Source organism: Campylobacter sp. RM15925 (assembly GCF_012978775.1).
Taxonomy (GTDB): Bacteria; Campylobacterota; Campylobacteria; order Campylobacterales; family Campylobacteraceae; genus Campylobacter_A; species Campylobacter_A canis.
Genome location: NZ_LIWP01000012.1, coordinates 1 through 21,505 on the forward strand (window position 1 = coordinate 1; position 21,505 = coordinate 21,505).

The following is a 21,505-nucleotide window of genomic DNA, read 5'->3' on the forward strand; positions in this document are numbered from 1 at the left end:
CGTGGGATTAAATTTACTATTGTAGCTTAACCCTACCCGCCATCGCCTTGTATATATTTATCTCGTCTTGTAAAATTTTATATCGCTGCAAGATGAGGTTAGAACGTGCATCAAGTTCGTTATTTTTAGCTTGTAGGTAGTCTTTTAGCTCGCCCTTGCCCGCATCAAATTTAAGCTTATAAATTTCGCTTATCTCTTTAAAATTTACGCTTTGCTTTTCATAATTTATTAAAAGAGTACTATCGTTTTTTAAATTTTTATAAGCCGTATCAAGCTCATTAAGCGCTTTTGTCAGAGTTTCAAAGTAGTTTATCTTGGCTAGCTCAAAATTCGCTTCTGAAATTTTTAAATTATTCTCAAGGCGAGAGTAGTTTAAAAACGGCAAATTAAGGCTTAAATTTCCACCGAAAAATTTAAGCGAAAACGCTTCATTTATCTGATCACCGCTTCCGCTTAGACTTGCTCCTATATTTACACTTGGATAAAAGCTCTTTTGGCTCACCTTGACGTTTAATAAATTCTCCTCTATGCGAGCAATAGCCGCTTTTAAATCGGGGCGATTTGCTATAGCGTAAAGCGGCACGTCAAGATTTACTCCTAGAAATTTTATATCATCAAATGAAAACGAAGCGAATTTAAACTCAAATTCAGGTCCTTCGGCAAGCAGGATTCTTAAAGTCTGCTTGGCTAAATTTAGATTTTTTTGCGCGGTTAAAATCCTATTTTGAGCGTTTAAAAGCGAGCTTTGAATCTGCTTTAAAGATAGCTCTTCGCCTTTACCAAGCTCAAATTTAGCCTTTGTTATCGCTTCAAGCTCAATATAATTTTTAAGTGCCGCTTTATAAAGCTCAAGACTTTCATTTAGATAAGCTATCTCAAAATAGCTATCCACGACGCTATTTATCAGCGCAAGCCTAGTAGCCTCGGCATCAAATTTAGTGGCATTAAGCTCCCAAAAAGCGGCATCACGAGAATTTGCAAGCTTTTGCCACAAATCCATTTCATAATTTAGCGAAATACCACTTTTGTAGCTCTTGCTTAAACTTCCACCTTCTAAATTTTTGTTTATATCGGACGTGAAATTTGCATTAAAATTCGGGATTAAATTTGCGCTTACGACCCCTGCTTGAGCTAAGGCTTTATTTATATTTATCGCAGCTTTTAGCAAATTTGTATTGTTTTTTAAGGCAAGCTTTAGAAGCTCGTTTAGCTCAGCTCTTTCATACCCCTTCCACCACTCTTGCTCAAACTCAAAATTTAGGCTTAAATTTTCATCCAAAATAAGCTTGTTATAATCCTCATTTATACTTTTTACCGCACATCCACTTAAAAAAATAGCAACAATAAATACCAAAAAATTTTTCATCTTATTCCCTTGAAAGAGCTTCGATAGGATTTAGCTTTGAAGCGCTTCTTGCGGGCATATAGCCAAAAACTATACCGATAAAACTTGAGGTAAGAAGTGCTACGATAATCGAAGAGTTTGAAAATATCATCATAAATTCGTCTGCAAATTTATTAAACGCATAGCCTATCCCAAAAGCAAGCATTACGCCTATTACTCCGCCAAGCACGCATAAAAGCACAGCTTCTATCAAAAACTGCTGCAAGATATTGCTTTGGCGTGCGCCTATAGCCATTCTTATGCCTATCTCTTTGGTGCGTTCGGTTACCGAAACCAGCATTATATTCATCACTCCTATACCTCCGACTACAAGCGAAATAAACGCGATACAAGAGATAAGAAGCGTCATTGTCTTAGTTGTTTCTTCAACGGTCTTTTTTATGGTATCTGAATTTCTGGTAAAAAAGTCTTTTTTGCCGTGCTTAAGGGTTAAAATTTCAGTTAGGCTACGCTCGGCTATTTGCGCATTTACTTCATCTTTTACCTTTACGGTGATAGAGCCTATATGACGGTCGCCGGTTAGTTTATTGATAACCGCTGTATAGGTAGAATACGTCCTTAGCGTGCTTGAATCGCTCATATTGTTATTATGCTGTAAAACTCCGATGATACGAAACGGGCGCTTGTTAAATAAAATCGTCTCGCCAAGAGGGTCGGTGTTTTGAAAAAATTCGTTTTTGGTGTTTTGATCTATGACTATAACGGAGGCTGAGTCCCTAACCTCCTCTTCGGTAAAGCTTCTGCCGCTTTCAAGCTTGTGTCCAAGCACGTCAAGACTCTGCGCTCCTCCGCCTCTAATGCTTGCGGTGGCGGATTTATTCACATAAGTAAGAGTTCCGTTAGCAGTAGCGTTTGGAGTAACGCTATCAAGATAATCTTGATGAGATAGCGTTAAAGCATCCGATATCGTTAGAGTCTTTATCCTGCCCGAGCGCAGATCGCCAAATCCTTTGCCGGGATAGATATCGATAGTATTTGTTCCGATACCGCGAATTCCCGAGAGAATTTGTTGCTGGGAGCCTTGACCGAGCGCAACTACGCAGATAACTGAAGCTATGCCGATGATGATGCCAAGCATGGTTAAAAGCGAGCGAAGCTTATGGCTAAATATCGCGTTTATAGACATCTTAAAGCTCTCTATAAACTGATCTTTATAAAAGCTTATTATGTTTTTTTGTTTCGGTTTTGTAAATTTAGAAGGAAAAATTTCATCGCTCTTTACGCTATCTTTTAAAATTTCGCCGTCTTTTATCTCTATGACGCGGTTTGCATAAGCTGCGATATTTGGATCGTGAGTTACGATGATGATAGTATGACCTTCTTTGTGCAAATTCGTTAAAATTTCCATCACCATTAGCCCGCTTGCACTATCAAGCGCACCTGTAGGCTCATCGGCTAAGATAATCTCGCCGCCGTTTATAAGAGCTCTTGCTATACTTACGCGCTGCTGCTGTCCGCCGCTTAGTTTATTAGGCAAAGACTCAAGCTTTTGCTCAAGACCCAAGCCGCTTAAAATTTCAGTAGCCTTTTGTTCTCTTTGCTCTTTACTTACGCCTGCATAAACGCTTGGCAAAGATACGTTTGCTAGCGAAGTTAAAGTGCTTAAAAGATTATATCTTTGAAAAATAAAGCCGAATTTATTGCGCCTTAGTTTGGCTAAAGCATCCGAGTTAAATTTTGATATATCCGCGCCATCTAGCAGATATTCTCCGCTTGTGGGATTATCAAGACAGCCAAGGATATTCATAAGCGTTGATTTACCAGAGCCTGATTGCCCGATAATAGCTATAAATTCGCCCTTTTTTATGCTTAAATTTATATCTTTAAGAGCATCAAAGCTAGTTTCGCCAAGTATAAACTTTTTGCTTAAATTTTTAAGCTCTATAAGCGCGCTCAATATCAAATCCTAGGTCTTCTGCGAGAGCTTTCATGCATCAGCATATCGTTTATCTCTGCCGCCGAACCTCTTGATGTGACGACCTTTTCGCCTTCGCTAACGCCGTTTATGATCTGTGATTTAAGATTATCCGTTAGTCCCACGACGACCTCTCTTTTTTCTACCGAATTATCGCCTTTTAGTACGCTTACGTAGTTTTTTCCGCCCTCTTTTTTTATGGCGATACTAGGTATTATGATAGCGTCTTTTACGCTTGCAAGAGTGATTATGTTTTGAGTGGTCATTCCTATGCGTAAAATTTCATCTTTGTTGTCAATTACGGCATTTGCATAGTAGTAAATCGCTAAAGAGCTTGAGCTTGAATTAGCAGAAGTTGATGTCTGGCTGTATTTGCCGTTACTCAGAGTGGTAAGCCCTGGATCAATAGAGCTAATTTGAGTTTGAAATTTCTTATTTGGCTCTGAAAGGATAGAATACTCAACCTTTGAGCCTACCTTTATCTTAGTGATATCGCCTTCAGCTATCTCCATTTTTAGCTTAAGTTTGGTCAAATCGGCTATATTTACGATAGTCGGCGTCGTCTGGTTTGAATTTACGGTTTGTCCTTCTTCAACCTGAACCGATACGATAGTGCCCTCTTTTGGTGCAACTATCTTAGTGTATCCAAGATCGATTTGAGCGGTGTTTAAAGAAATTTTAGTCTGAGTTATCTGAGCCTCTATCTCTTTTATGTTTGCTTTTGTAACGGCAAGAGAATTTTTGGCATTTTCAAATTCTTCTTTTGAGGTAGCGTTTTTACTAAAAAGCTCTTTTTCACGCTTAAATTTACTCTCGGCGATCTCAAGAGCTACTTTTGCGCTATTTAATTTTGCCTCATAAATTCCAAGCTGAGCTTTTTTCGTATCTACGTTATTTTGCTGGGTTGCAGAGTCAATTTCAGCTATCATATCGCCCGCTTTTACCCTATCGCCAAGCTTTACATATAGCTTTTTTATCTGTCCTGAAACCTGCGCTCCTACATCAATAAGCTCGTTTGCATAAATTTCGCCGTTACTATCAATGCTTTTAGTAAGATCTCCTCTAACCGCCACAGATGTTATAAACTCATCTTTTTTCTCTTCTTTGAAGTATTTTTCGTATACAAAATATCCACAAGCTACTATGATAGCAGCGATAACTACGAATTTTATAAAATTTTTCATGTATTTACTTTTGTTTTTAAATTTAAACCAAATATTATATTAAATTTTTGCGAATAATATGCTAAAGCCATATCTTTAAGCCAAGGTATAGTATTAGCTTTGGTTATTTTTTTGAGATAAATTTTATCTATCTTTAATAACCATTGGCATATAATTTCGGCTTTCATTTTAAAATTTTAGGTTTTGATTATGTTCACGCCGCTTTTGTCTATATTTATACTTATAGCCTCAGGATATTTTGCAAAAAAAGTTAAAATTTTCGAGCAAAAGCAAGCGAGTATTTTTATAGATTACGCACTATGTTTTGCTCTGCCAGCATTGATATTTGATAAAATTTATCACGTAAGTATAGATAAAACTCTCATAAACATAATCCTAACAGGCTTCTTATCCTCATTTATAGCCGCTTTTATCGTGTTTTTTATCTGCAAGGCGTTTAAATTTAGCCAAGCTACAGCAATTAGCGCTTTATTGCTGGCGATGTTTGGCAACACCATCTTTATCGGTATGCCTATCATAACGGGCTTTTTTGGAGAAGAAGCCCTAAATGAAGTTATATTTTACGATCAGTTCGCCACATCCATACCCATATCAATACTTGGTCCATTCATACTATCTTTTGGAGCTCCGGCAAAGGTCTCTTTAGTTCAAAACACGATAAAAGTGCTTAAATTTCCGCCATTTATCGCACTTATAGCAGGTCTTATACTAAGAGGTATCGAGCTTCCTTCAGTTATTTTTACCGCGCTTAATCTTTTTAGCCAAAGCGTAGTTCCGGTCGCCCTTTTTGCTATAGGTATCGGACTTGGATTTAGAAGCATAAGAAGCTCATATAAAGCTACTTTAATCGTAATCGCAGGCAAAATGCTAATAGCTCCTCTTATATTTATCCTTATAGCTTTAATATTTAGCGTTGAATTTAGCCCTAAATGGCTCATAGGAATTCTTCAGTGCGCTATGCCGCCGATGGTTTTAGCAAGCGCTATGATAATGAAGGCGAATTTAGACAGCCAGCTTGCAGTTTCAGCCGTAGCCACAGGCGTTGCATTTAGCTTTATCAGTCTTCCTTTAGTATATTTTATCTGCGGATTTTTGTAATAAATTTCATATAAATAATTCTTAAATTTTGCCGATTTATCATAAATGCCTAGCAATAAAGGAATATTATGATAAGCAACATAAATGGTTTTAGCGCAAATTTAAATTTCAGCTTTAAAGACAATCAACCAAAAGCTTTGCAAAAAGACGGCAATCCCGAGAATTTGAATAACCAAATAAATCATAATACAAATTTAAAGATTGATTACGACAAAGTAAATCCCGATGATCTTTCGCCAAGCGAGCTTGAAAACTGGGCAAACGCAGTGGATCCTAAAAAGTTATCAAAAAAACATCTTAATAAATTGCTAGCCGTAAAAATGGGATTTACTAAACCGCAAAAAGAACTTAGTGTTTTTTACTCTAAAGAAAATATGCAAAAAGCTTTTGCTTTAAGCGGTTATACCACAGAAGGCAAGATAAGTATCTGGGGTAAGCTAAGCGGATTTGATCAATCAATGAGCAAGGAAGAAGTTGAAAATTTAAAAAAATTCGTAAATAGTACCAAAGTGCTGGGCATAGATATGTTTCGTAACTACGAAAACGATGCGGTAAGCGTAGATGCGCTTAACAACAATATCATAGGCAAGGAAAGCAAAGGATCCTTTGGATTAGGAATAGTTAAAAATTTAGGCGGTCTTTTAGAAGATGAGTCCTTGCAGATTTTAGATTCTGATATGAATATAGAGGAATTTAAAAGCAGATGGCTTGATTATGCAATAAGAAAGAGGGCTGAAATTGAGATAAACGGCGGTATCAGCGAGATTAAAGATATGAGACCTGATAAAGAGAGGATTTATCTAGCCAAAAAAGATGGCGACTTAATAACTTACATAATGGAGACAAAAAAGCATAAATACACTCTCAATATAGCTATTTCAAGCAGTGATAGCTTGGAGAAAATTTCTAAAACGCTAGAGAGCATAAAAGAGCTTATACAAAAAGAAGAAAAGAGCGAATTTAAGCCAATCAAAGCTACAAACAAGAGCAAAACTTATAAAGATGAAATAAACAGGGAATTCTTTCTAAAATTTTTAAAAGCCGAACAAGAAAAAGGCAACGATATAACAAAAATTCTAGAAGAGCTTAGAAAGATAAGCAAACTGGATATGAAAATTTAAAACAAATTTGACTATTTGATCGTGACTTGTAGGCTTTTATAATTAAAATTTGATGGCACAAAATCAATTAACACTCACTTCACACTTCTTGGTTAAGATTCTAGCATAATTTATCACAAGGAGATACAATGAAAAAGTTAGCTTTAGTTGCGCTTGGCGCTATGTTTATGGTTGGCGGTGTTATGGCAGCAGACATGAAAAAAGATGATATGATGTCAAAAGATATGCCGATGGCAAAAGAGATGAAAGATGATATGAAAATGCACAAAGACGAGATGAAAAACGACATGAAAAAAGATATGCCTGATAAAAAAGATGATGTGATGATGAAAAAAGATGAAATGAAAAAAGAGATGAAAAAACCTGAAGGCATAATGTAATGACAAGAATTTTGCTCGTAGAAGATGATGAAATTTTAAGCGAAATGATAACCGAGTATCTAAGCGAGATAGATTATAAAATAACCGCTTGCGTAGATGCTAAAACCGCTCTTGATCTGGCCTACGAGCAAAAATTCGATATCTTGATACTTGATGTTAAAATTCCTAAAGGCGATGGATTTTCGCTTCTATCGTCCTTAAGGAAGGCTGACGTAGATACACCTGCTATATTTACGACCTCCCTAAATACAATAGAAGATCTTGAGGTAGGCTACAAAAGCGGTTGCGATGACTACCTCAAAAAACCCTATGAGCTTAAAGAGTTGCTTTTGCGTATCAAAAATTTACTTAGGCGAAATTTCTCTCATACAAACGATGACTTTATCGAAATTGCCGACGGGTTTAGATTTTACATAGACAGCAAAACAGTTCAAAAAGACGGCGAAAATGTAAATATCTCAAACAAAGAGAGTGAGCTTTTAGCGCTATTTTTACAAAACAAAAACAAGCTTCTTACAAAGGAAGTTATATATGATAAAATTTGGGGCTATGACGAAGAGCCAAGCGAGCAAAGTTTGCGCGTATATATAAGGACTTTACGCCAAATTTTAGGCAAGGACAGCATCATAAATAAACGAGGTGACGGCTACATCTATGTCTGAAAAAACCAAGATAATATCTAAAATTTTATCCCTCTATCTAATCACCAGCGCGCTATTTTTAAGCTATTTTTCGATAAACGATTACAAAATGACAAAAGAAGCGCTTATCTCAAACGAAGTAAAAAATCTCAAAGAGATAAAAATGGGAATTTACATGAAAGCTAGTATGAACGGCATAAATTCTGCCGCTGCACTCATGCAAGAAAAGCAAGTAAGCGCATGTATAGTCTCAAAAGACGGCAAGATAATCTATCAAGATACTGAGTGTCTAAAAGATGCCAAAAAAAACGTAGTCTTTTTAAAAGAGGGTAAAGTAGTTATATATGAAGCGCTTCAAAGCATGGAAAACAATGCCACCGGAGAGCTCTCAACGGCAAACATCTTGCTTGAAGGAAGAGATATAAGAAGCGATTTAAATATCCTAAAGCTTAAAATTTTAGGAAATTTACTTCTGATACTTACAATTATCATGGTTATAGCCTACTACTTGGCAAAGCTCTCTTTGGAGCCGCTTCACGCCAAGATAAATGCGCTAAATCGCTTCATAAAAGACTCAACGCACGAGATAAACACGCCCCTTAGCATAATAATGATGAGTATAGAAACAACCGATAAAAGCACGCTTAGCAGCAAAAATTTAAAACGCCTTAATAATATCGAACTGGCAGCCAGAAGCCTAAGCAATATCTACGAAGATCTTACGTACCTATCCTTTAGCAAAAGCGACGCAAGCAAAAAAGAGCAGATAAATTTAAAAAATCTATTTAACGAACGGCTTGAATATTTCGCTCCGTTTTTTGCCAAACGCTCAATCAGCCCGGAAATAAATTTAAGCGAAGCAAGTATAAACGCAAACCTCTATGAAGTAAAAAGAATGATAGATAACCTCATCAGTAACGCTATAAAATATTCAAACATAGGCGGATTTGTAAGCATAAATTTAAGCAAAAACGAATTTGCTATCACAAATAGCGGCGAAGGTATCAGTAAAGAGCAGCAAAAGAAAATTTACGATCGCTACACACGCTTTAACAACGACCAAGGCGGATTTGGTATAGGACTAAATTTAGTAAAGAGAGTTTGCGAAAGCAACGATTTAAACATCATCTGCGAAAGCGAAATCGGTCAAAATACGACCTTTAGGGTGAGTTGGAGCTAAAATTTATCCTCAAGCAAGGAGAAATTTTTACACCCTACCTCATCGCCAAGTTCGCACCCCATCTTATAATACTTCCTAGCCACATCTCTGCTACCGCCCTCAACTCCTAAAGAGAAATGATGCATACCGCCTAAATTCGTACAACTCTTTGAGTGCTTAAGATCTATGCAGGCTTTTTCATAGAGCTTTATGGCTCGCACGAAATTATGCCCCGTCTCTGTGCCTAGTCTATATGAATTGCCCGCGTTATAACAGCCGTATTTGCTATTTAGTTTGCAAGCTTTTAAAAACAGCGCTATAACTTCGCTATCATTTTCGTGTCCGTCAAATCTCTGATAAAGCGAACCTAGGTTTGAACAAGCTACTCCAAGCTCGCTTTTACAGGCTATTTTATAACAAATTTCTGCACTTTTCAAATCGTTTGCAAGCTCAAATTCAACGCCCATATCATTGCACTCGCTTGATGTTTTATCCCTACATATATGCTCTTGCTTGACTTCGGTTTTGCTTGAATTGCTATGCAAATTTTGATTTTTAGCTTGGTTTAAAGAGGCGCATCCGCTAAATAAAACCGCGATAAAAACAAGCCGATAAAAACTCTTAAAGCTCATTTTGCGTCCTTAAATTTCATCTCTTTTGTAAATTTTACCGATAAACTTATCTACTTTATACGTTATGCCAAATAGCGCAGGCACCAAAAATAGCGTAAGGATCGTAGAGCTGATGAGCCCTGAGATGATAGATATCGCCATAGGCGAGTTACCCTCATAGCCCGCCCCTCTTGAAAGAGCAAGCGGAAGCATGGCAAATATCATCGCAAAAGTTGTCATCAATATCGCTCTTAATCTTTTTGAGCCCGCCTTTATAATAGCTTCATTTACATTCATGCCCTCGTTTGCGTATCTGTTTGCAAAGTCCACAACCAAAATGGCGTTTTTGCCGACCATTCCAAATAGCAAAATCGCTCCCACCATTACAAAAAGGCTGAACGAATTTCCGCTTAGATAAAGCCCCACGGCAACTCCGCCAAATGCAAGCGGCATAGATATCATGATGATAAAAGGCATGATAAGGCTCTCATAAAGTGCGGCTAGTATCATGTATATGAGAATTACACTAAGGCTAATCGTAAATATAAACGCCTCGTTCGTATCATTCATTAGCTCTATAAAGCCTGTCATGCGGTAATCATATCCTTTAGGCAGTATGCTTGGGATTTGCTCATCGACAACTTTTTGCACGTTATCAAGCGGGATGTTATCCACATTTGCCACGATTAGGATTTGACGCTGTTTGTTAAATCGCATAATCGATGAAAAAGTCTTGGTAAGCTTAAAATTTGCGACCGAATTTAGCGCGACACTCTCGCCGCTTGCGCTTCTTATACGCAGCTTTTCAAGCGAAGATACATCTTTTCTATGCTCGTCATCAAATCTAAGCATTATGTCGTATTGGTCATTACCGTCATCAAAAGAGCCGAGGAAATTTTGCCCAAAAGAGCCGTAAACCACCCTTGTGATATCATATTCGCTTATGCCTAGACGCTTAGCTTTTTCTTTATTTACCGAAATTTCAAGCTGATTTATCCTGTCTTCGTTGTCGCTGCTTATATCGACAACTCCGCTAACGCTTTCTAAAATTTTCCTAGCCTGAGATAAAATTTCATCAAGTTTTTCCAAGCTATCACCCGTGATAACTAGCTGCACGGGCTCGTTTGCTCCGCCTGCATCGACCATAGGAAGGGCTGAAATTTTGATATTTAAATCATCTATCTTAAGCTTCTTTCTATACTCTTCCATGATCTGAGGCTGCCTATCTTTTCGCTCTTTTATGTCTTTTAATTTAGCGTAAATTTTAGCCTTAAAAGCATCCTTCGCGTCGGTATATCCTACGAGCATATAGGCATAATCCACACGCGGGTCTTTATTTAGCTCATCAAGCACAACCGAGGACTTTTCACTCATAGCAACAAGTGAAATTCCGGGCTGGGCTTTAATGAAAATTTCAAATTCGCCATTATCTTCAATAGGCATAAAATCCATGCCGACTTTCATGGCAAGACTCATACAAAGCGCAAGCAAAGCAAGGCTTAAAACTACAAATAAAGTTTTAAATTTTAAAATAATCGCCAAAAGCCACGCATAGCCGTTTTCAAGAGCGACAAAAAACGGTTCGGTAAGATGAAAAAATTTGCCCTCTTGCGCGTTTAAAAACCTAGCCCCAAGGCTTGGTATAAGCATAATGGATACAAAAAACGATACCACGATACCGCCCGCTACGCTCATGGCAAAGGAGTTAAAGTATCTGCCCACAATGCCTTCCATGAACGCAATAGGCACAAACACGCAAAGCAAAACGGCACTTATAGAAAGTACGCTAAATGTTATCTCGCCCACTCCCGCAAAACTTGCTTTTAGCGGGTTTGTCTCGCCCTCTTGCATCTTTTTTGAGATATTTTCTATAACGACTATCGCGTCATCGATAAAAATTCCGATCCCAAGCGTAAGTGCGATTAAAGTAAGGCGATTTAGGTCAAACCCAAGCATATCAATAATAAAAAACGTCCCGATAATGCTCGTAGGTATGGAGAGTGCCGAGATAACAGTAGAGCTAAAATTCCTAAGAAAGAAAAATACTATAAAGATAGTCAAAATAACGCCAAGCACCATATCAAATCCAACCTGCCTGATGTGCTTTGCGATGTTTTCACTGTTATCAAAGGCGATCTTTAGCTCATACTCGCTGCCCACGATCTGCCTTAGCTCATCTATCTTGGCTTTTACGTTTTCTATCGTAGCTAGCGCATTTACTCCGCTTATCTTTAAAAGCTCAAGCATCACGCCTTGTTTGCCGTTCATCACGGCGATGCTATCGGTATCTTTTTTATCAAGCTCTATGCGCGCGACATCTTTTAAAAATATCCCGCTTGCAAGCCTAAGCTCTTTAAGCTCATCTATGCTGCTTGCGTCAAAATTGCTCTTTAAAAAGAGTTCGGAATTTTGGTTTTCAAGCTTGCCTAAAGGGGCTTTTAAGTTTTGAGTCTTGATCAAATTTACGACATCGTTTGCATTCAAACCGAATTTATCAAGCTTAAAAGGATCAAGGTAAATTTTCACCTGAGGCTGCAAAAATCCCGTATCATCAACCTTACCTATCCCGTCAATGCGCTGCAAAAATGGCTTTACCTTCTCATCTACAAGCTTCATAAGAGCGACTTCATCGCCACTATTTGAGCTTATAAATATGTTTAAAATTCTATCGCCCGTTCCTTTGATCTTTTCTATCTCGCTTCTACCGTCAACGCCCGCCTTACTTACCTTATCTCGCACATCATCGGCAGCTACGTTGATATCTTTTTCAAGGTCAAACTGTATAAGCACTACGCTTAGATTATTGTAGCTGTATGAGTGAATTTTATCTATGCCGTCAATAGTAGAGATCTCATCTTCTATCTTTTTAGTGACTTTTGACTCGATTAAATTCATATCTCCACCCGAGTAAGTAGTGATTTTAATGAGCGGAATTTCAATTTCGGGAAAGAGATTTACGGGCATTCTTTGTAGCGACATGACGCCAAAAACGACAAGCGACATAAATATCATCAAAGTCGTTATGGGTCTATTTATGGCAAATCTATACATCTATTTCACCGTTATATATCCCTCGCCAAAAAGCCCCGGCATAAGACCTTGCGCATAAACTTCAGCGTAAATTTTACGTGTTTTCGTATCTATTTTAGGATGAATTAAAGCTATAGCGCCCACCATTTCTTCGTTTGAGGCGTCAAGCTTATACCTAAACTCGCTTCCTACTTTTACTACATCTTTAAATTTTTCATCATAGCTGATCACAAGCTTAACTTCAGGATATGAAAATATACCAATGAGCCTTTGAGCCACTCCGCCTACACCTTCGCCTACTTCGATGCTCTTTTTGGATATTGTGCCGTCAAAAGGCGCTTTAAGAAGTTTGTTTTCAAGCATTTCGTTTGCGTTTTTGATAGCGATTTTAGCCTTTTGCACCGCTAAACTAGCTCGCTTAAACTCAAATTCCGCGTCCTCGTAAGCCTGAGTAGAAGTTACGCTTTTTACTTTTTTAAAGCGTTCCAATATGTCTTTAGCGTGCTTAAGAGCCAAATTTGCAAGCTCTAAATCATTTTTAGCCGCTTCAAGCGCGATTTTTTCGCTCTCGTTTTCAAGCTCAACCAAAACATCGCCCTTTTTTACCATATCAGAAACATCTACATTTACCTTTTTAACTATACCAAAGCTCTTTATGGCAAGCTCTGCGCTGTGTTTAGCCACTACGTCAAAATTTGCATAAATTTGCTCTTGCGCAGATAGTATCAGGCAAAGAGTGGTTAAAATTCCTAAAATTCTATTCATCGCTCTACTACTCGCTTTAAAATTTCCTCGCCGTTTTCATACAAAAACTCGGCCTTTTTTATCTCGTATTCATCCTTGCTCAGCTCAAGCCCGCTTTGGGCTTCAAATTTAGCTGTTAACGCCTGCAAAAACTCCACATATCCGCTAAGTCCCGCTTCGTATTTTTTCAAAACCGCCTCATAAGAGCTATCGGCGGCCTTTAGTGCCAGCTCATGGGCGTTAATTTTTTCTTTTAAGATATTTAATTCGTTTTTTAAATTTTGCAAATTTATCCTATTTTCAAGCCTCTTTTGTTCCAAATTCAAAGCGGCTTGATTTGACGCTATTTGTTTGATCTGCTTCTCTTTGCTGGTCGCTTCAAAATCAAAAATTTTCCAAGAGAAACCAAGGGTTATCTCGTTTGTCCTGTGTCTTTTTTTAAAAATCGTATCAAGATACGGCGTTATAGCCTGAAACCTAGGATCAAGCGAAGAGAAGTCGTTGTCAAAGTCGTTTCGATAGATAGAGTAAGTGTCTTTAATGAAAATTTGAGGAAGCGTAGCTGAGCCTACGATCTTTATATCCTCGCGGCTTGCCTTAAATTCTTCTTCAAGGACTTTAAGAGCCGTTTTGTTTGAACCCTGCGCCAAATTTGGCTCATCTATCCTAGAGCCGCTTGAAGGGGTTAAAATTTCATTTGTAAGCAGATTTATCTTGCTGTTTATCTCATCTTGCTTTTGCTTATAGCTTAGCGCCTCAACCTTTGCAGCGTGAAATTTAGCCTTGATCGCTTCAAACTCATCAATCGCCGCAAGTCCGGCGGAGTAAAATTTCTCAAGCCTATCAAGGGCGTTTTTAAGATAGTTTATCTGAGACTCTTTTGCTTTTATGATCTCATTTAGCGCAATAAAGTTAAAGTAAAGCCTGCAAATATCAAGAGCAAGAGAGTTTTTAAAATCCTCATTTTTTAAAATTTCACTTCCGTGCAGATGCTTAAGCGCGGCTAAGCTTGCCTCTCTTTTGCCTCCGTCATATAACAAAAACTCGATACTGGCCAAAATTTGCAAGCTCTGTTTTGGAGTTAGTATGCTAGGATCTAGCAAATGATAATTATATCCGCCTTTTAAGTTTAAATTTGGCATATAAGAGCCGCGAACGCTTTCGTCCTTAAGCGCTGATTTTTGAGGCTGCATGCTTGAAATTTGAGCTAAATTTGAGCCGTGAGCCAAATTTATGATCTCACTTAGACTGCTTGCGCTTAGACTTAAACTAATAGCAAGCGCCAGATAAGCCTTTTTCATGCTAAGCTCCGCTATGGCTTAGATGTTTAATCGGAAGATAAAATTTGTACTTAAATGCCATCTTTGCCATCCTTTATTCAAATTTTAGCACTAAATATCTAATGAAAACTCCGCACCAAATTCATAACAAGCAGATTCCAGCCATCTACAAGCACAAAGATAAGCAGCTTAAAAGGTAGAGAAATCATAGTAGGAGGAAGCATCATCATACCCATGCTCATAAGCACGGAGCTTACAACCATATCTATAACCAAAAACGGCAGATATATCAAAAACGCTATCTCAAAAGCGGTCTTTAGCTCGCTTATCATAAATGCGCTCATAGTTATAGTTAGCGGAATTTCTTCGATATTTTGCGGATTTGGCAAATTTCTTATGCGGAAAAACAGAGCCAAATCCTTTTCTCTGGTATTTTTTATCATAAATTCTTTAAACGGCTTAACTCCCTCTTCAAATGCGACTTGATAGCTTATCTTCTCATCCAGATAGGGCTTAACGGCTACGTCATAAGACTGCTTAACCACAGGCTCCATGATAAAAAATGTAAGAACCATGGCAAGCGAGATAAGCACGGTAGATGGGGGCATCTGCTGAGTTCCCATCGCTTGACGCAAAAATGAAAACACGATAATAAGACGCAAAAAGCTTGTCATCATAAAAACAAGCGAAGGCGCAAGGGTTAGTATTGTTAAAACGATTAATACGTTTAGCGAGGTTACGAGTTGTTGTGGCGTATCGGGTGCCGTTAGGGTTAAATTTACGGTCGGGATAGTTAAGTTGTCATCCGCAAAAACAGCTAAAGCAAAAAATAGCAGAAATAGAACTTTTTTCACTTACGCTTCCTACTTGCCCTGCATATCAAGTATGCTTTGTTGCGTTTTTGCCCTGTCTCCTTTATCTTGCGAGATGAAGTGAATTTCTACGCGACGATTTTTCTCCCTGCCCTGCTCGGTGGAATTTGAAGCAAACGGCTCAAATTCGGCCTTTGCCGAGGCCATAAGCTTTTTAGGGCTTACGCCGTCTTTGATAAGCTCATCTACGACGCTTATAGCACGGGCTGAAGAGAGCTCCCAGTTGTTTTTGTATATGCTATCGCTATTTGGAAGCTCGTTATCCGTGTGTCCTACTACGTTTGCTACGATGTCGCCTGGAAGCTTATCTATAACCATAGCGATGCGCTTTAAAAACAAAATAGCATCATCGTTATTTAAAACCGCACTTCCCTTGCTAAAGAGCAAGCTTGCAGGAAGTCTTATGATAAAGCCGCTTTCACTCTCATCAAGCGTAACTTCAGGCGAGCCGCTGGCGTGCAAGAGCTCATTTATGGATTTTACGGTCTGGTCGAAATTTAGCTGAACATCGGTTCGTTCTTTGTTTCTTGTAGCGTGAGAGTCTTGATTTTGTTCAGGGCTTACATCAGGCTTCGCGCCTCCTTCAAGTACGCTTAAAGCTCCTGCAAGCGATCCTACCGCCGCTTCAAGCTTTTTAGCGTCCATCGTACTCATTGATAATAAAAGCACGAAAAAACAGAGCAAAAGAGACATCAAATCACCAAAAGCCGCAAGCCAACTTGGCAGACATTTAGGACAATCGGCGGGATCGATTAATTTCTTAGCCATTTTTAGCCTTAGTTAAACTGACTTACTCGCTCTTTAGGCGGCAAGAAAGAAAGAAGCTTCATCTCAAGCGTACGAGGATTATCGCCCGCTTGGATAGCCATAATACCTTCTATTATAATCGTTTTTGCAAGACTTTCGTCTTTATCTCGGATACCTAAGATATTTGCAACGGGCGCTCCAAGGATATTTCCTATCATCGCTCCATAAAGTGTAGTAATGAGGGCTACCGCCATAGAAGGGCCGATAGCAGAAGGATCGGACATATTTAAAAGCATAGCGACAAGTCCGATGAGAGTTCCTATCATGCCCATCGAGCCTGCAAAACCTGCGATCTGATCAAAAATTTTGATATTATCGGTATGTCTTGAGCTGGTTTGCTCCATATCTATTTCAAGCAAAGCTCTTATATCGTCAGGCTCATTGCCGTCAACCGCCATAGATAGGCCCTTCTTAAGAAATTCGTCAGTTTCGTTATTTGCGTCCGTTTCAAGAGCTAAAATTCCGTCTCTACGAGCTTTTGTGGAGTATTCAACCATCTTTTTAACTATCTCTTGAAGATTGAATGTCCTAGGCTTTACGGCGATTCCATAAAAAGTAAAGAGCTTTTTCATCTGCTCCATCTTAAAGCCGACCATCAAGCATCCGATAGTTCCGCCAAAAACGATCATCACGGAAGGAATGTCGATATAAGGTCCGATACCAACGCCGATAGCCATCGCACCAAACAGCAAAACCATAATCAAAATCCAACCGACAACGGTTCCTAAATCCATCTCAAACTCTCTTTAAAGCTTAAATTTTAAAATTTTCTTATTATTGTAGTTATTTTTACTTGAAAAGCAGTTAAATTTTGATTAACATTATGAGAATTTATAAATTTCGCCTGCGCTTAAAAGCTCTTTTAAATGTCATATAAAATCCGCTCAATACAAAAATAACGACTGAAAAAGAGGCTACGCACCAGATAAATTTGCCTATCTCTCCAAAATAATACCCCGTATGAAGCTCATACATGCTTAGTCTTACTTTTGAAGTAGGATCGGGTGCGTCTATTGCATTGTCAAATATAACTTTTTCGTCGTGTACATTTATCTGTATCGTCTTAGCTCTGTCGTTTTTAAAATCTTTCATCCAATAAAAAATATTATAAGTCGAGTTATTTTCACCGATCATTAAAGTAACTCTATCATACTCCTCACCCTTATTTTCTTTAAAAATTTCATAAGCCTTATCCACTCCTTCATAGCTTTTTACAGGACTTAATCTTCCTTTTTGCATTTTGCTTTCTGTTTTTGAAGCAAAAAGAGCATTTATACTCTTAGCGTACCAGCCGTAAGACCAGTAAAGTCCGGTTAAACAAATAAGAGTAAGCAACGCAAACAGCCAAACTCCGATCACGCTATGCAAATTATAAAAAAACGCATATCCTTTTAGCCTAAAATTTAACTTTGAGGCCTTTATGAAATTTCTTCTAAGCAGCGGTAAATAAAGCCAAATTCCAGATATGCAAAGCAGAATTAAGACTATAGTGCAAACCGCTACTATATGCTTTCCTGTAAGCCTTACTCGCCTATCGTCGCTTTCAAAGAGGGCAAAGCCTAAATTTCGGTGCAAAACAAGCACGGTTCGCATAAATTCAGATGACTCGTCTTTTGCGATAATTTTGCCGTCATAGGGATTTACAAAATAAACTTCGGCTCTTGTTTTATAAACTTTTGCCGATCTGTTTAGATCGTTTGAAATTTGAAGTCTTACGGGGTTTGAGCTTATCTGCTCTTTAAATTTATTTAAAATTTCGCTTGGTTTTAAGTGGGCTTGCGAAGTCTTTTCCGTATGTAAATTTTTAGAATTTATAAAATCTGAAATTTCGCCCTCATAAGAGATGATAGAGCCTGAAATAGCGATAATTAAAAGCGGTAATGTAAAAATTATAGATAGTAAAAGATGTATATTGAACATAAATTTTTTACGCTTTAAAAGCTTGCTCATCAAAATTCCTATTTGTAAAATCAAAAGCGAGATTATAGCATATTAAAATCGATAATGATTACTGAGTTTTAGTTAAATTCTATGCTTTAACACAAGTTAATCAACTATTTAGCAAGCGTAAGATAAAATTTAGCAAATTTTAATTCAAGGAAAAAATATGAGCGACATCGGCGTAGTCATCCTTGCCGCAGGACTTGGCACGAGAATGAAATCAACAAAGCCAAAAGTTATTTTTGAGCTTTGCGGCGAACCGATGATAATACATATTTTAAGAAAAGCTTACGAGATAAGCGATGATGTTAGCGTTGTTTTAAGCTATCAAAAAGAGTTGGTTGAAGCTAAAATCAAAGAAATTTTTCCTCAAACCAAAATTTACGAGCAGGATTTAAAACTTTCCCCGGGTACTGCAGGCGCACTTAAAAACGTAAATTTAAATAGCGAAAAAACAATAATCCTATGTGGAGATATGCCGCTAATTAAAACAAATGATATCATTAGACTAAGTGCGGCTAGTGCCGATATAGCAGTAAGCGTGTTTGAAGCCAAAGATCCGCACGGATATGGTCGCGTCATCGTAAATAACTGCATGGTTGAAGCGATAGTAGAGCAAAAAGACGCAAGCGAAACGCAAAAGATGATAAAAAGCGTAAATGCGGGATGTTATGCCTTTAAGACCGAAGTTTTAAAGCAAATTTTACCGCTTATAAAAAATCAAAACGCACAAAACGAATACTATTTAACTGATGCCGTTAAAATAGCAAACGAACTGAATTTCAAATGCTCGGCAGTAACGGTGTATGAGCAAAATTTCATGGGAATAAACGACAAATTTCAGCTAAGCGTAGCCGAAAAAATAATGCAAGAAGAGATAAAACAAAATTGGATGAAACAGGGCGTATTGATGCGTCTGGCAGACTCTATTTATATAGATAGCAGGGCGAAATTTGAAGGAGAATGCGAACTACAAGAAAACGTAAGTATAATCGGTCCATGCGAGATAAAAGACTCGGTCATCAAAAGCTCAAGCGTAGTAGAAGATAGCATAATAGAAAGCTCGAGCATAGGACCTCTTGGTAGAATTCGCCCAAAAAGCGTTATCAAAAACTCTCACATAGGAAATTTCGTAGAGGTAAAAGCCTCAAATCTAAACAGAGTAAAAGCGGGTCATCTAAGCTATCTTGGCGATGCGCAGATAGATGAAGGCACAAACGTAGGATGTGGAACTATCACTTGCAACTACGACGGAAAATCAAAACACAAAACAATAATCGGCAAAAATGTATTTATAGGCTCAGACACTCAACTCATAGCTCCAGTAACGATAGGAGATGATGTGCTCATAGCCGCAGGAAGCACCGTCACCTCGGACGTACCAAGCGGCTCGCTTGCGATAAGCAGGAGCAAACAGGTAAATAAAAGCGGATTTTTCTATAAATTTTTCGGTGAAAAAGATGCTCAAAAATAAAAAAATTCTACTTGCGGTCTGCGGAAGTATCGCGTTTTATAAGGCTTACGAAATTTTATCTATGCTTAAAAAAGAAGGCGCTGATGTATATGTTATGCTTAGCGACGGAGCTTTGAAATTTTGCTCCGCACTTGGATTTGAAGCGCTTAGCGAACATCAAATTTTAACAAGCGCGAGCGAAAACTGGCAAGCGGGACTTAACCATATAGCCTATGCAAAAATGGATCTTATACTAATAGCTCCGGCCTCGGTAAATACGATAAACAAGCTTGCAAACGGCATTTGCGATAATGTATTTATGCAAACTCTCATCGCATCTACCGCACCGATCTTAATAGCTCCGGCTGCTAACGATAAGATGATTGATCATTTTTCAACTCAAAAAAGCTTTGAGTTTTTAAGACAAAGCGGTGTTAAATTTATAGATCCTGTCTATAAAATGCTGGCCTGCAAAGATATGGGAAAAGGCGCTTTAGCCGATAATCAAACTATAATTTACGAAGTTAAAAAGGCTCTTAGCAAGGCTAAATTTAGCGGTCAAAAAGTCATTATATCAGGCGGAGCCACAAGCGAAAATATAGATGAAGTAAGAACCATAACAAACCTATCAAGCGGAAAGATGGCAAGAGCCTTGGCTGATGCGTTTTACTACGTAGGTGCGGATGTAACGCTGATTGCCAGCTTTGAATGCGAAAATACGCCCTATAAAACGCTTAAATTTAAAAGCTCGCACGAGCTAAAAAACACCCTTGAAGATGAGCTAAAAGATGCAAATTTGCTTGTCATGGCGGCAGCAGTGAGTGATTACATACCCGAAATATCTGCAAAAGGAAAGCTTAAAAAAGAGGATCTAGGTGAAATTTGGCAGCTAAATTTAAAACAAAATATCGATATATTAGCCTCCTTGGACAAATTTAAAAATGTAAAAAAAATAGGCTTCAAAATGGAAACAGAGGCAAAAACCGCTAAAAGTAAAGCAAAACAGATGCTTTTAGATAAAAAGCTTGATGCCGTTTGCCTAAATCTGCTTGATCAAAACGTAAAATTCGGCTCAGATGTTAGCGAAGTAACTTTTATAACTAAAAAAAGCGAGCAAATAATACCGCTTAACAGCAAACAAAATATAGCTCTTAGTATCGTAAATTTGGCAAGCGAGCTATGATACAAACCATTTCTAAAATACAAAAAATAGCTAGCGGAAATCAAAGTGGAGTAGTTTTAAACGCATCTTTGCCTATAAGCATAAAAGTGCTTGAAAAAACAGGCTACAACCGCTACAACTTAAAATTTAAAAATAAAACACTCAGCACAAAAAGCATGAAACAGCTTAAAATAGGCAAGGAATACTGGGGCGAGATAGGTGCTGGAAGCGAAAATATCATAATACAAAATTTATACGAAAAACCAAATTTCAGCCCTTTGCACACTCTTGAAAACGGACTTGAGTTGATAGAAAAAATAATAAATGAGCCTAATTTAAAATGGTTTTATGATTATATTTTTTTAAAACTAGCGGAAGAAAGCAGCAAAGAAAAATTTGAAATTTATACGGATATGCTTTTTACTCTTCAAAAAGATATCATTCATATTCCTTTTGCTTACGGAGAAAATTTAGGGATTTTTCAAATGAAAAAAGAGCTAAAAGCAAGTAGTATTTATCTTGTTTTTGGAAATTTCGCTCCGCTAATTTTTGAATTTAAAAATTCTCAAATTTCATCAATCACCACGCCTTTTAATAAAGTCGCAAAACTTCTTAATGAAAAATTTGAGTGCGAGATACGACTAGGTAGCGTGAGTGAAATTTATACGCCAAATGGCAAAATAATTGATTTTAAGGGATAAT

The 21,505-nt window shown here is 37.8% G+C and carries 19 protein-coding genes; 8 read left to right on the forward strand and 11 right to left on the reverse strand.

Annotated features, from left to right (window positions below; all coding sequences use genetic code 11):
* Positions 1-16: 16 nt before the first annotated feature.
* The 3 genes from CDOM15925_RS07705 to CDOM15925_RS07715 are packed head-to-tail and all read right to left on the reverse strand — an operon-like array spanning position 17 to position 4,504.
* Entirely contained in the window at positions 17-1,366 is a 1,350-nt protein-coding gene (locus tag CDOM15925_RS07705) for a TolC family protein (protein ID WP_169942791.1), read from the reverse strand.
* Position 1,367: 1 nt separating this feature from the next.
* On the reverse strand, positions 1,368-3,302 hold the full coding sequence (locus CDOM15925_RS07710; protein WP_169942793.1) for a MacB family efflux pump subunit: 1,935 nt from the start codon (positions 3,300-3,302) through the stop codon (positions 1,368-1,370).
* Between the two features lie 2 nt (positions 3,303-3,304).
* Complete coding sequence (locus tag CDOM15925_RS07715; protein ID WP_169942795.1) at positions 3,305-4,504, reverse strand: efflux RND transporter periplasmic adaptor subunit; 1,200 nt, start codon at positions 4,502-4,504, stop codon at positions 3,305-3,307.
* 183 nt (positions 4,505-4,687) lie between these two features.
* On the opposite strand from CDOM15925_RS07715, the gene CDOM15925_RS07720 reads away from it, so the two are divergent.
* From CDOM15925_RS07720 to CDOM15925_RS07740, 5 genes are all read left to right on the forward strand, one after another.
* The gene (locus CDOM15925_RS07720; protein WP_249934713.1) at positions 4,688-5,602 is read left to right on the forward strand and encodes an AEC family transporter; all 915 of its coding nucleotides are present in this window, start codon (positions 4,688-4,690) and stop codon (positions 5,600-5,602) included.
* A gap of 68 nt (positions 5,603-5,670) precedes the next feature.
* Positions 5,671-6,723, forward strand: coding sequence for a Cj0814-related protein (locus CDOM15925_RS07725; RefSeq protein ID WP_169942798.1), 1,053 nt, complete (start codon positions 5,671-5,673; stop codon positions 6,721-6,723).
* A gap of 128 nt (positions 6,724-6,851) precedes the next feature.
* Positions 6,852-7,103 (forward strand): hypothetical protein, encoded by a 252-nt coding sequence (locus tag CDOM15925_RS07730; protein ID WP_169942800.1) that lies wholly within the window; start codon positions 6,852-6,854, stop codon positions 7,101-7,103.
* The gene (locus CDOM15925_RS07735; protein ID WP_169942802.1) at positions 7,103-7,765 is read left to right on the forward strand and encodes a response regulator transcription factor; all 663 of its coding nucleotides are present in this window, start codon (positions 7,103-7,105) and stop codon (positions 7,763-7,765) included. Before CDOM15925_RS07730 ends, CDOM15925_RS07735 begins: the two co-directional genes overlap by 1 nt.
* On the forward strand, positions 7,758-8,924 hold the full coding sequence (locus CDOM15925_RS07740) for a sensor histidine kinase (protein ID WP_169942804.1): 1,167 nt from the start codon (positions 7,758-7,760) through the stop codon (positions 8,922-8,924). Before CDOM15925_RS07735 ends, CDOM15925_RS07740 begins: the two co-directional genes overlap by 8 nt.
* Here CDOM15925_RS07740 and CDOM15925_RS07745 read toward each other — a convergent pair.
* From CDOM15925_RS07745 to CDOM15925_RS07780, 8 genes are all read right to left on the reverse strand, one after another.
* Positions 8,921-9,535 carry a tetratricopeptide repeat protein gene (locus CDOM15925_RS07745; protein WP_169942806.1) on the reverse strand — a complete coding sequence of 205 codons (615 nt, stop codon included), beginning with the start codon at positions 9,533-9,535 and terminating at the stop codon, positions 8,921-8,923. The genes CDOM15925_RS07740 and CDOM15925_RS07745 overlap by 4 nt on opposite strands.
* 9 nt (positions 9,536-9,544) lie before the next feature.
* Positions 9,545-12,565 carry an efflux RND transporter permease subunit gene (locus CDOM15925_RS07750; protein ID WP_169942808.1) on the reverse strand — a complete coding sequence of 1,007 codons (3,021 nt, stop codon included), beginning with the start codon at positions 12,563-12,565 and terminating at the stop codon, positions 9,545-9,547.
* Complete coding sequence (locus tag CDOM15925_RS07755; RefSeq protein WP_169942810.1) at positions 12,566-13,309, reverse strand: efflux RND transporter periplasmic adaptor subunit; 744 nt, start codon at positions 13,307-13,309, stop codon at positions 12,566-12,568.
* Positions 13,306-14,589 carry a TolC family protein gene (locus CDOM15925_RS07760; RefSeq protein ID WP_169942812.1) on the reverse strand — a complete coding sequence of 428 codons (1,284 nt, stop codon included), beginning with the start codon at positions 14,587-14,589 and terminating at the stop codon, positions 13,306-13,308. The genes CDOM15925_RS07755 and CDOM15925_RS07760 overlap by 4 nt, the downstream gene beginning before the upstream one ends.
* Before the next feature lie 98 nt (positions 14,590-14,687).
* Positions 14,688-15,422, reverse strand: coding sequence for a flagellar type III secretion system pore protein FliP (gene fliP, locus CDOM15925_RS07765; protein WP_169942814.1), 735 nt, complete (start codon positions 15,420-15,422; stop codon positions 14,688-14,690).
* Between the two features lie 9 nt (positions 15,423-15,431).
* The gene (locus CDOM15925_RS07770; RefSeq protein ID WP_169942816.1) at positions 15,432-16,208 is read right to left on the reverse strand and encodes an OmpA/MotB family protein; all 777 of its coding nucleotides are present in this window, start codon (positions 16,206-16,208) and stop codon (positions 15,432-15,434) included.
* A gap of 8 nt (positions 16,209-16,216) precedes the next feature.
* Entirely contained in the window at positions 16,217-16,981 is a 765-nt protein-coding gene (locus CDOM15925_RS07775; protein ID WP_169942818.1) for a motility protein A, read from the reverse strand.
* Positions 16,982-17,078: 97 nt separating this feature from the next.
* Positions 17,079-18,197, reverse strand: a complete 1,119-nt coding sequence (locus CDOM15925_RS07780) for a PepSY-associated TM helix domain-containing protein (protein WP_169942820.1) — start codon at positions 18,195-18,197, stop codon at positions 17,079-17,081.
* A gap of 157 nt (positions 18,198-18,354) precedes the next feature.
* On the opposite strand from CDOM15925_RS07780, the gene glmU reads away from it, so the two are divergent.
* The 3 genes from glmU to CDOM15925_RS07795 are packed head-to-tail and all read left to right on the forward strand — an operon-like array spanning position 18,355 to position 21,504.
* On the forward strand, positions 18,355-19,662 hold the full coding sequence (glmU, locus tag CDOM15925_RS07785) for a bifunctional UDP-N-acetylglucosamine diphosphorylase/glucosamine-1-phosphate N-acetyltransferase GlmU (protein WP_169942822.1): 1,308 nt from the start codon (positions 18,355-18,357) through the stop codon (positions 19,660-19,662).
* Positions 19,649-20,824 carry a bifunctional phosphopantothenoylcysteine decarboxylase/phosphopantothenate--cysteine ligase CoaBC gene (gene coaBC / locus CDOM15925_RS07790; RefSeq protein WP_169942824.1) on the forward strand — a complete coding sequence of 392 codons (1,176 nt, stop codon included), beginning with the start codon at positions 19,649-19,651 and terminating at the stop codon, positions 20,822-20,824. The genes glmU and coaBC overlap by 14 nt, the downstream gene beginning before the upstream one ends.
* Positions 20,821-21,504 (forward strand): hypothetical protein, encoded by a 684-nt coding sequence (locus tag CDOM15925_RS07795; RefSeq protein ID WP_169942826.1) that lies wholly within the window; start codon positions 20,821-20,823, stop codon positions 21,502-21,504. Before coaBC ends, CDOM15925_RS07795 begins: the two co-directional genes overlap by 4 nt.
* The last annotated feature ends 1 nt before the right edge of the window (position 21,505 follow it).

Excerpts from the sequence above, each read along its gene's own strand:
- CDOM15925_RS07745 (WP_169942806.1), bottom strand. The coding sequence starts at position 9,535 with ATGAGCTTTAAGAGTTTTTATCGGCTTGTTTTTATCGCGGTTTTATTT.
- CDOM15925_RS07770 (WP_169942816.1), bottom strand. The coding sequence starts at position 16,208 with ATGGCTAAGAAATTAATCGATCCCGCCGATTGTCCTAAATGTCTGCCA.
- CDOM15925_RS07780 (WP_169942820.1), bottom strand. The coding sequence starts at position 18,197 with ATGAGCAAGCTTTTAAAGCGTAAAAAATTTATGTTCAATATACATCTT.
- CDOM15925_RS07725 (WP_169942798.1), top strand. The coding sequence starts at position 5,671 with ATGATAAGCAACATAAATGGTTTTAGCGCAAATTTAAATTTCAGCTTT.
- CDOM15925_RS07760 (WP_169942812.1), bottom strand. The coding sequence starts at position 14,589 with ATGAAAAAGGCTTATCTGGCGCTTGCTATTAGTTTAAGTCTAAGCGCA.
- CDOM15925_RS07795 (WP_169942826.1), top strand. The coding sequence starts at position 20,821 with ATGATACAAACCATTTCTAAAATACAAAAAATAGCTAGCGGAAATCAA.
- CDOM15925_RS07735 (WP_169942802.1), top strand. The coding sequence starts at position 7,103 with ATGACAAGAATTTTGCTCGTAGAAGATGATGAAATTTTAAGCGAAATG.
- CDOM15925_RS07730 (WP_169942800.1), top strand. The coding sequence starts at position 6,852 with ATGAAAAAGTTAGCTTTAGTTGCGCTTGGCGCTATGTTTATGGTTGGC.
- CDOM15925_RS07705 (WP_169942791.1), bottom strand. The coding sequence starts at position 1,366 with ATGAAAAATTTTTTGGTATTTATTGTTGCTATTTTTTTAAGTGGATGT.
- coaBC (WP_169942824.1), top strand. The coding sequence starts at position 19,649 with ATGCTCAAAAATAAAAAAATTCTACTTGCGGTCTGCGGAAGTATCGCG.
- glmU (WP_169942822.1), top strand. The coding sequence starts at position 18,355 with ATGAGCGACATCGGCGTAGTCATCCTTGCCGCAGGACTTGGCACGAGA.
- CDOM15925_RS07740 (WP_169942804.1), top strand. The coding sequence starts at position 7,758 with ATGTCTGAAAAAACCAAGATAATATCTAAAATTTTATCCCTCTATCTA.
- CDOM15925_RS07755 (WP_169942810.1), bottom strand. The coding sequence starts at position 13,309 with ATGAATAGAATTTTAGGAATTTTAACCACTCTTTGCCTGATACTATCT.
- CDOM15925_RS07715 (WP_169942795.1), bottom strand. The coding sequence starts at position 4,504 with ATGAAAAATTTTATAAAATTCGTAGTTATCGCTGCTATCATAGTAGCT.
- CDOM15925_RS07750 (WP_169942808.1), bottom strand. The coding sequence starts at position 12,565 with ATGTATAGATTTGCCATAAATAGACCCATAACGACTTTGATGATATTT.
- CDOM15925_RS07775 (WP_169942818.1), bottom strand. The coding sequence starts at position 16,981 with ATGGATTTAGGAACCGTTGTCGGTTGGATTTTGATTATGGTTTTGCTG.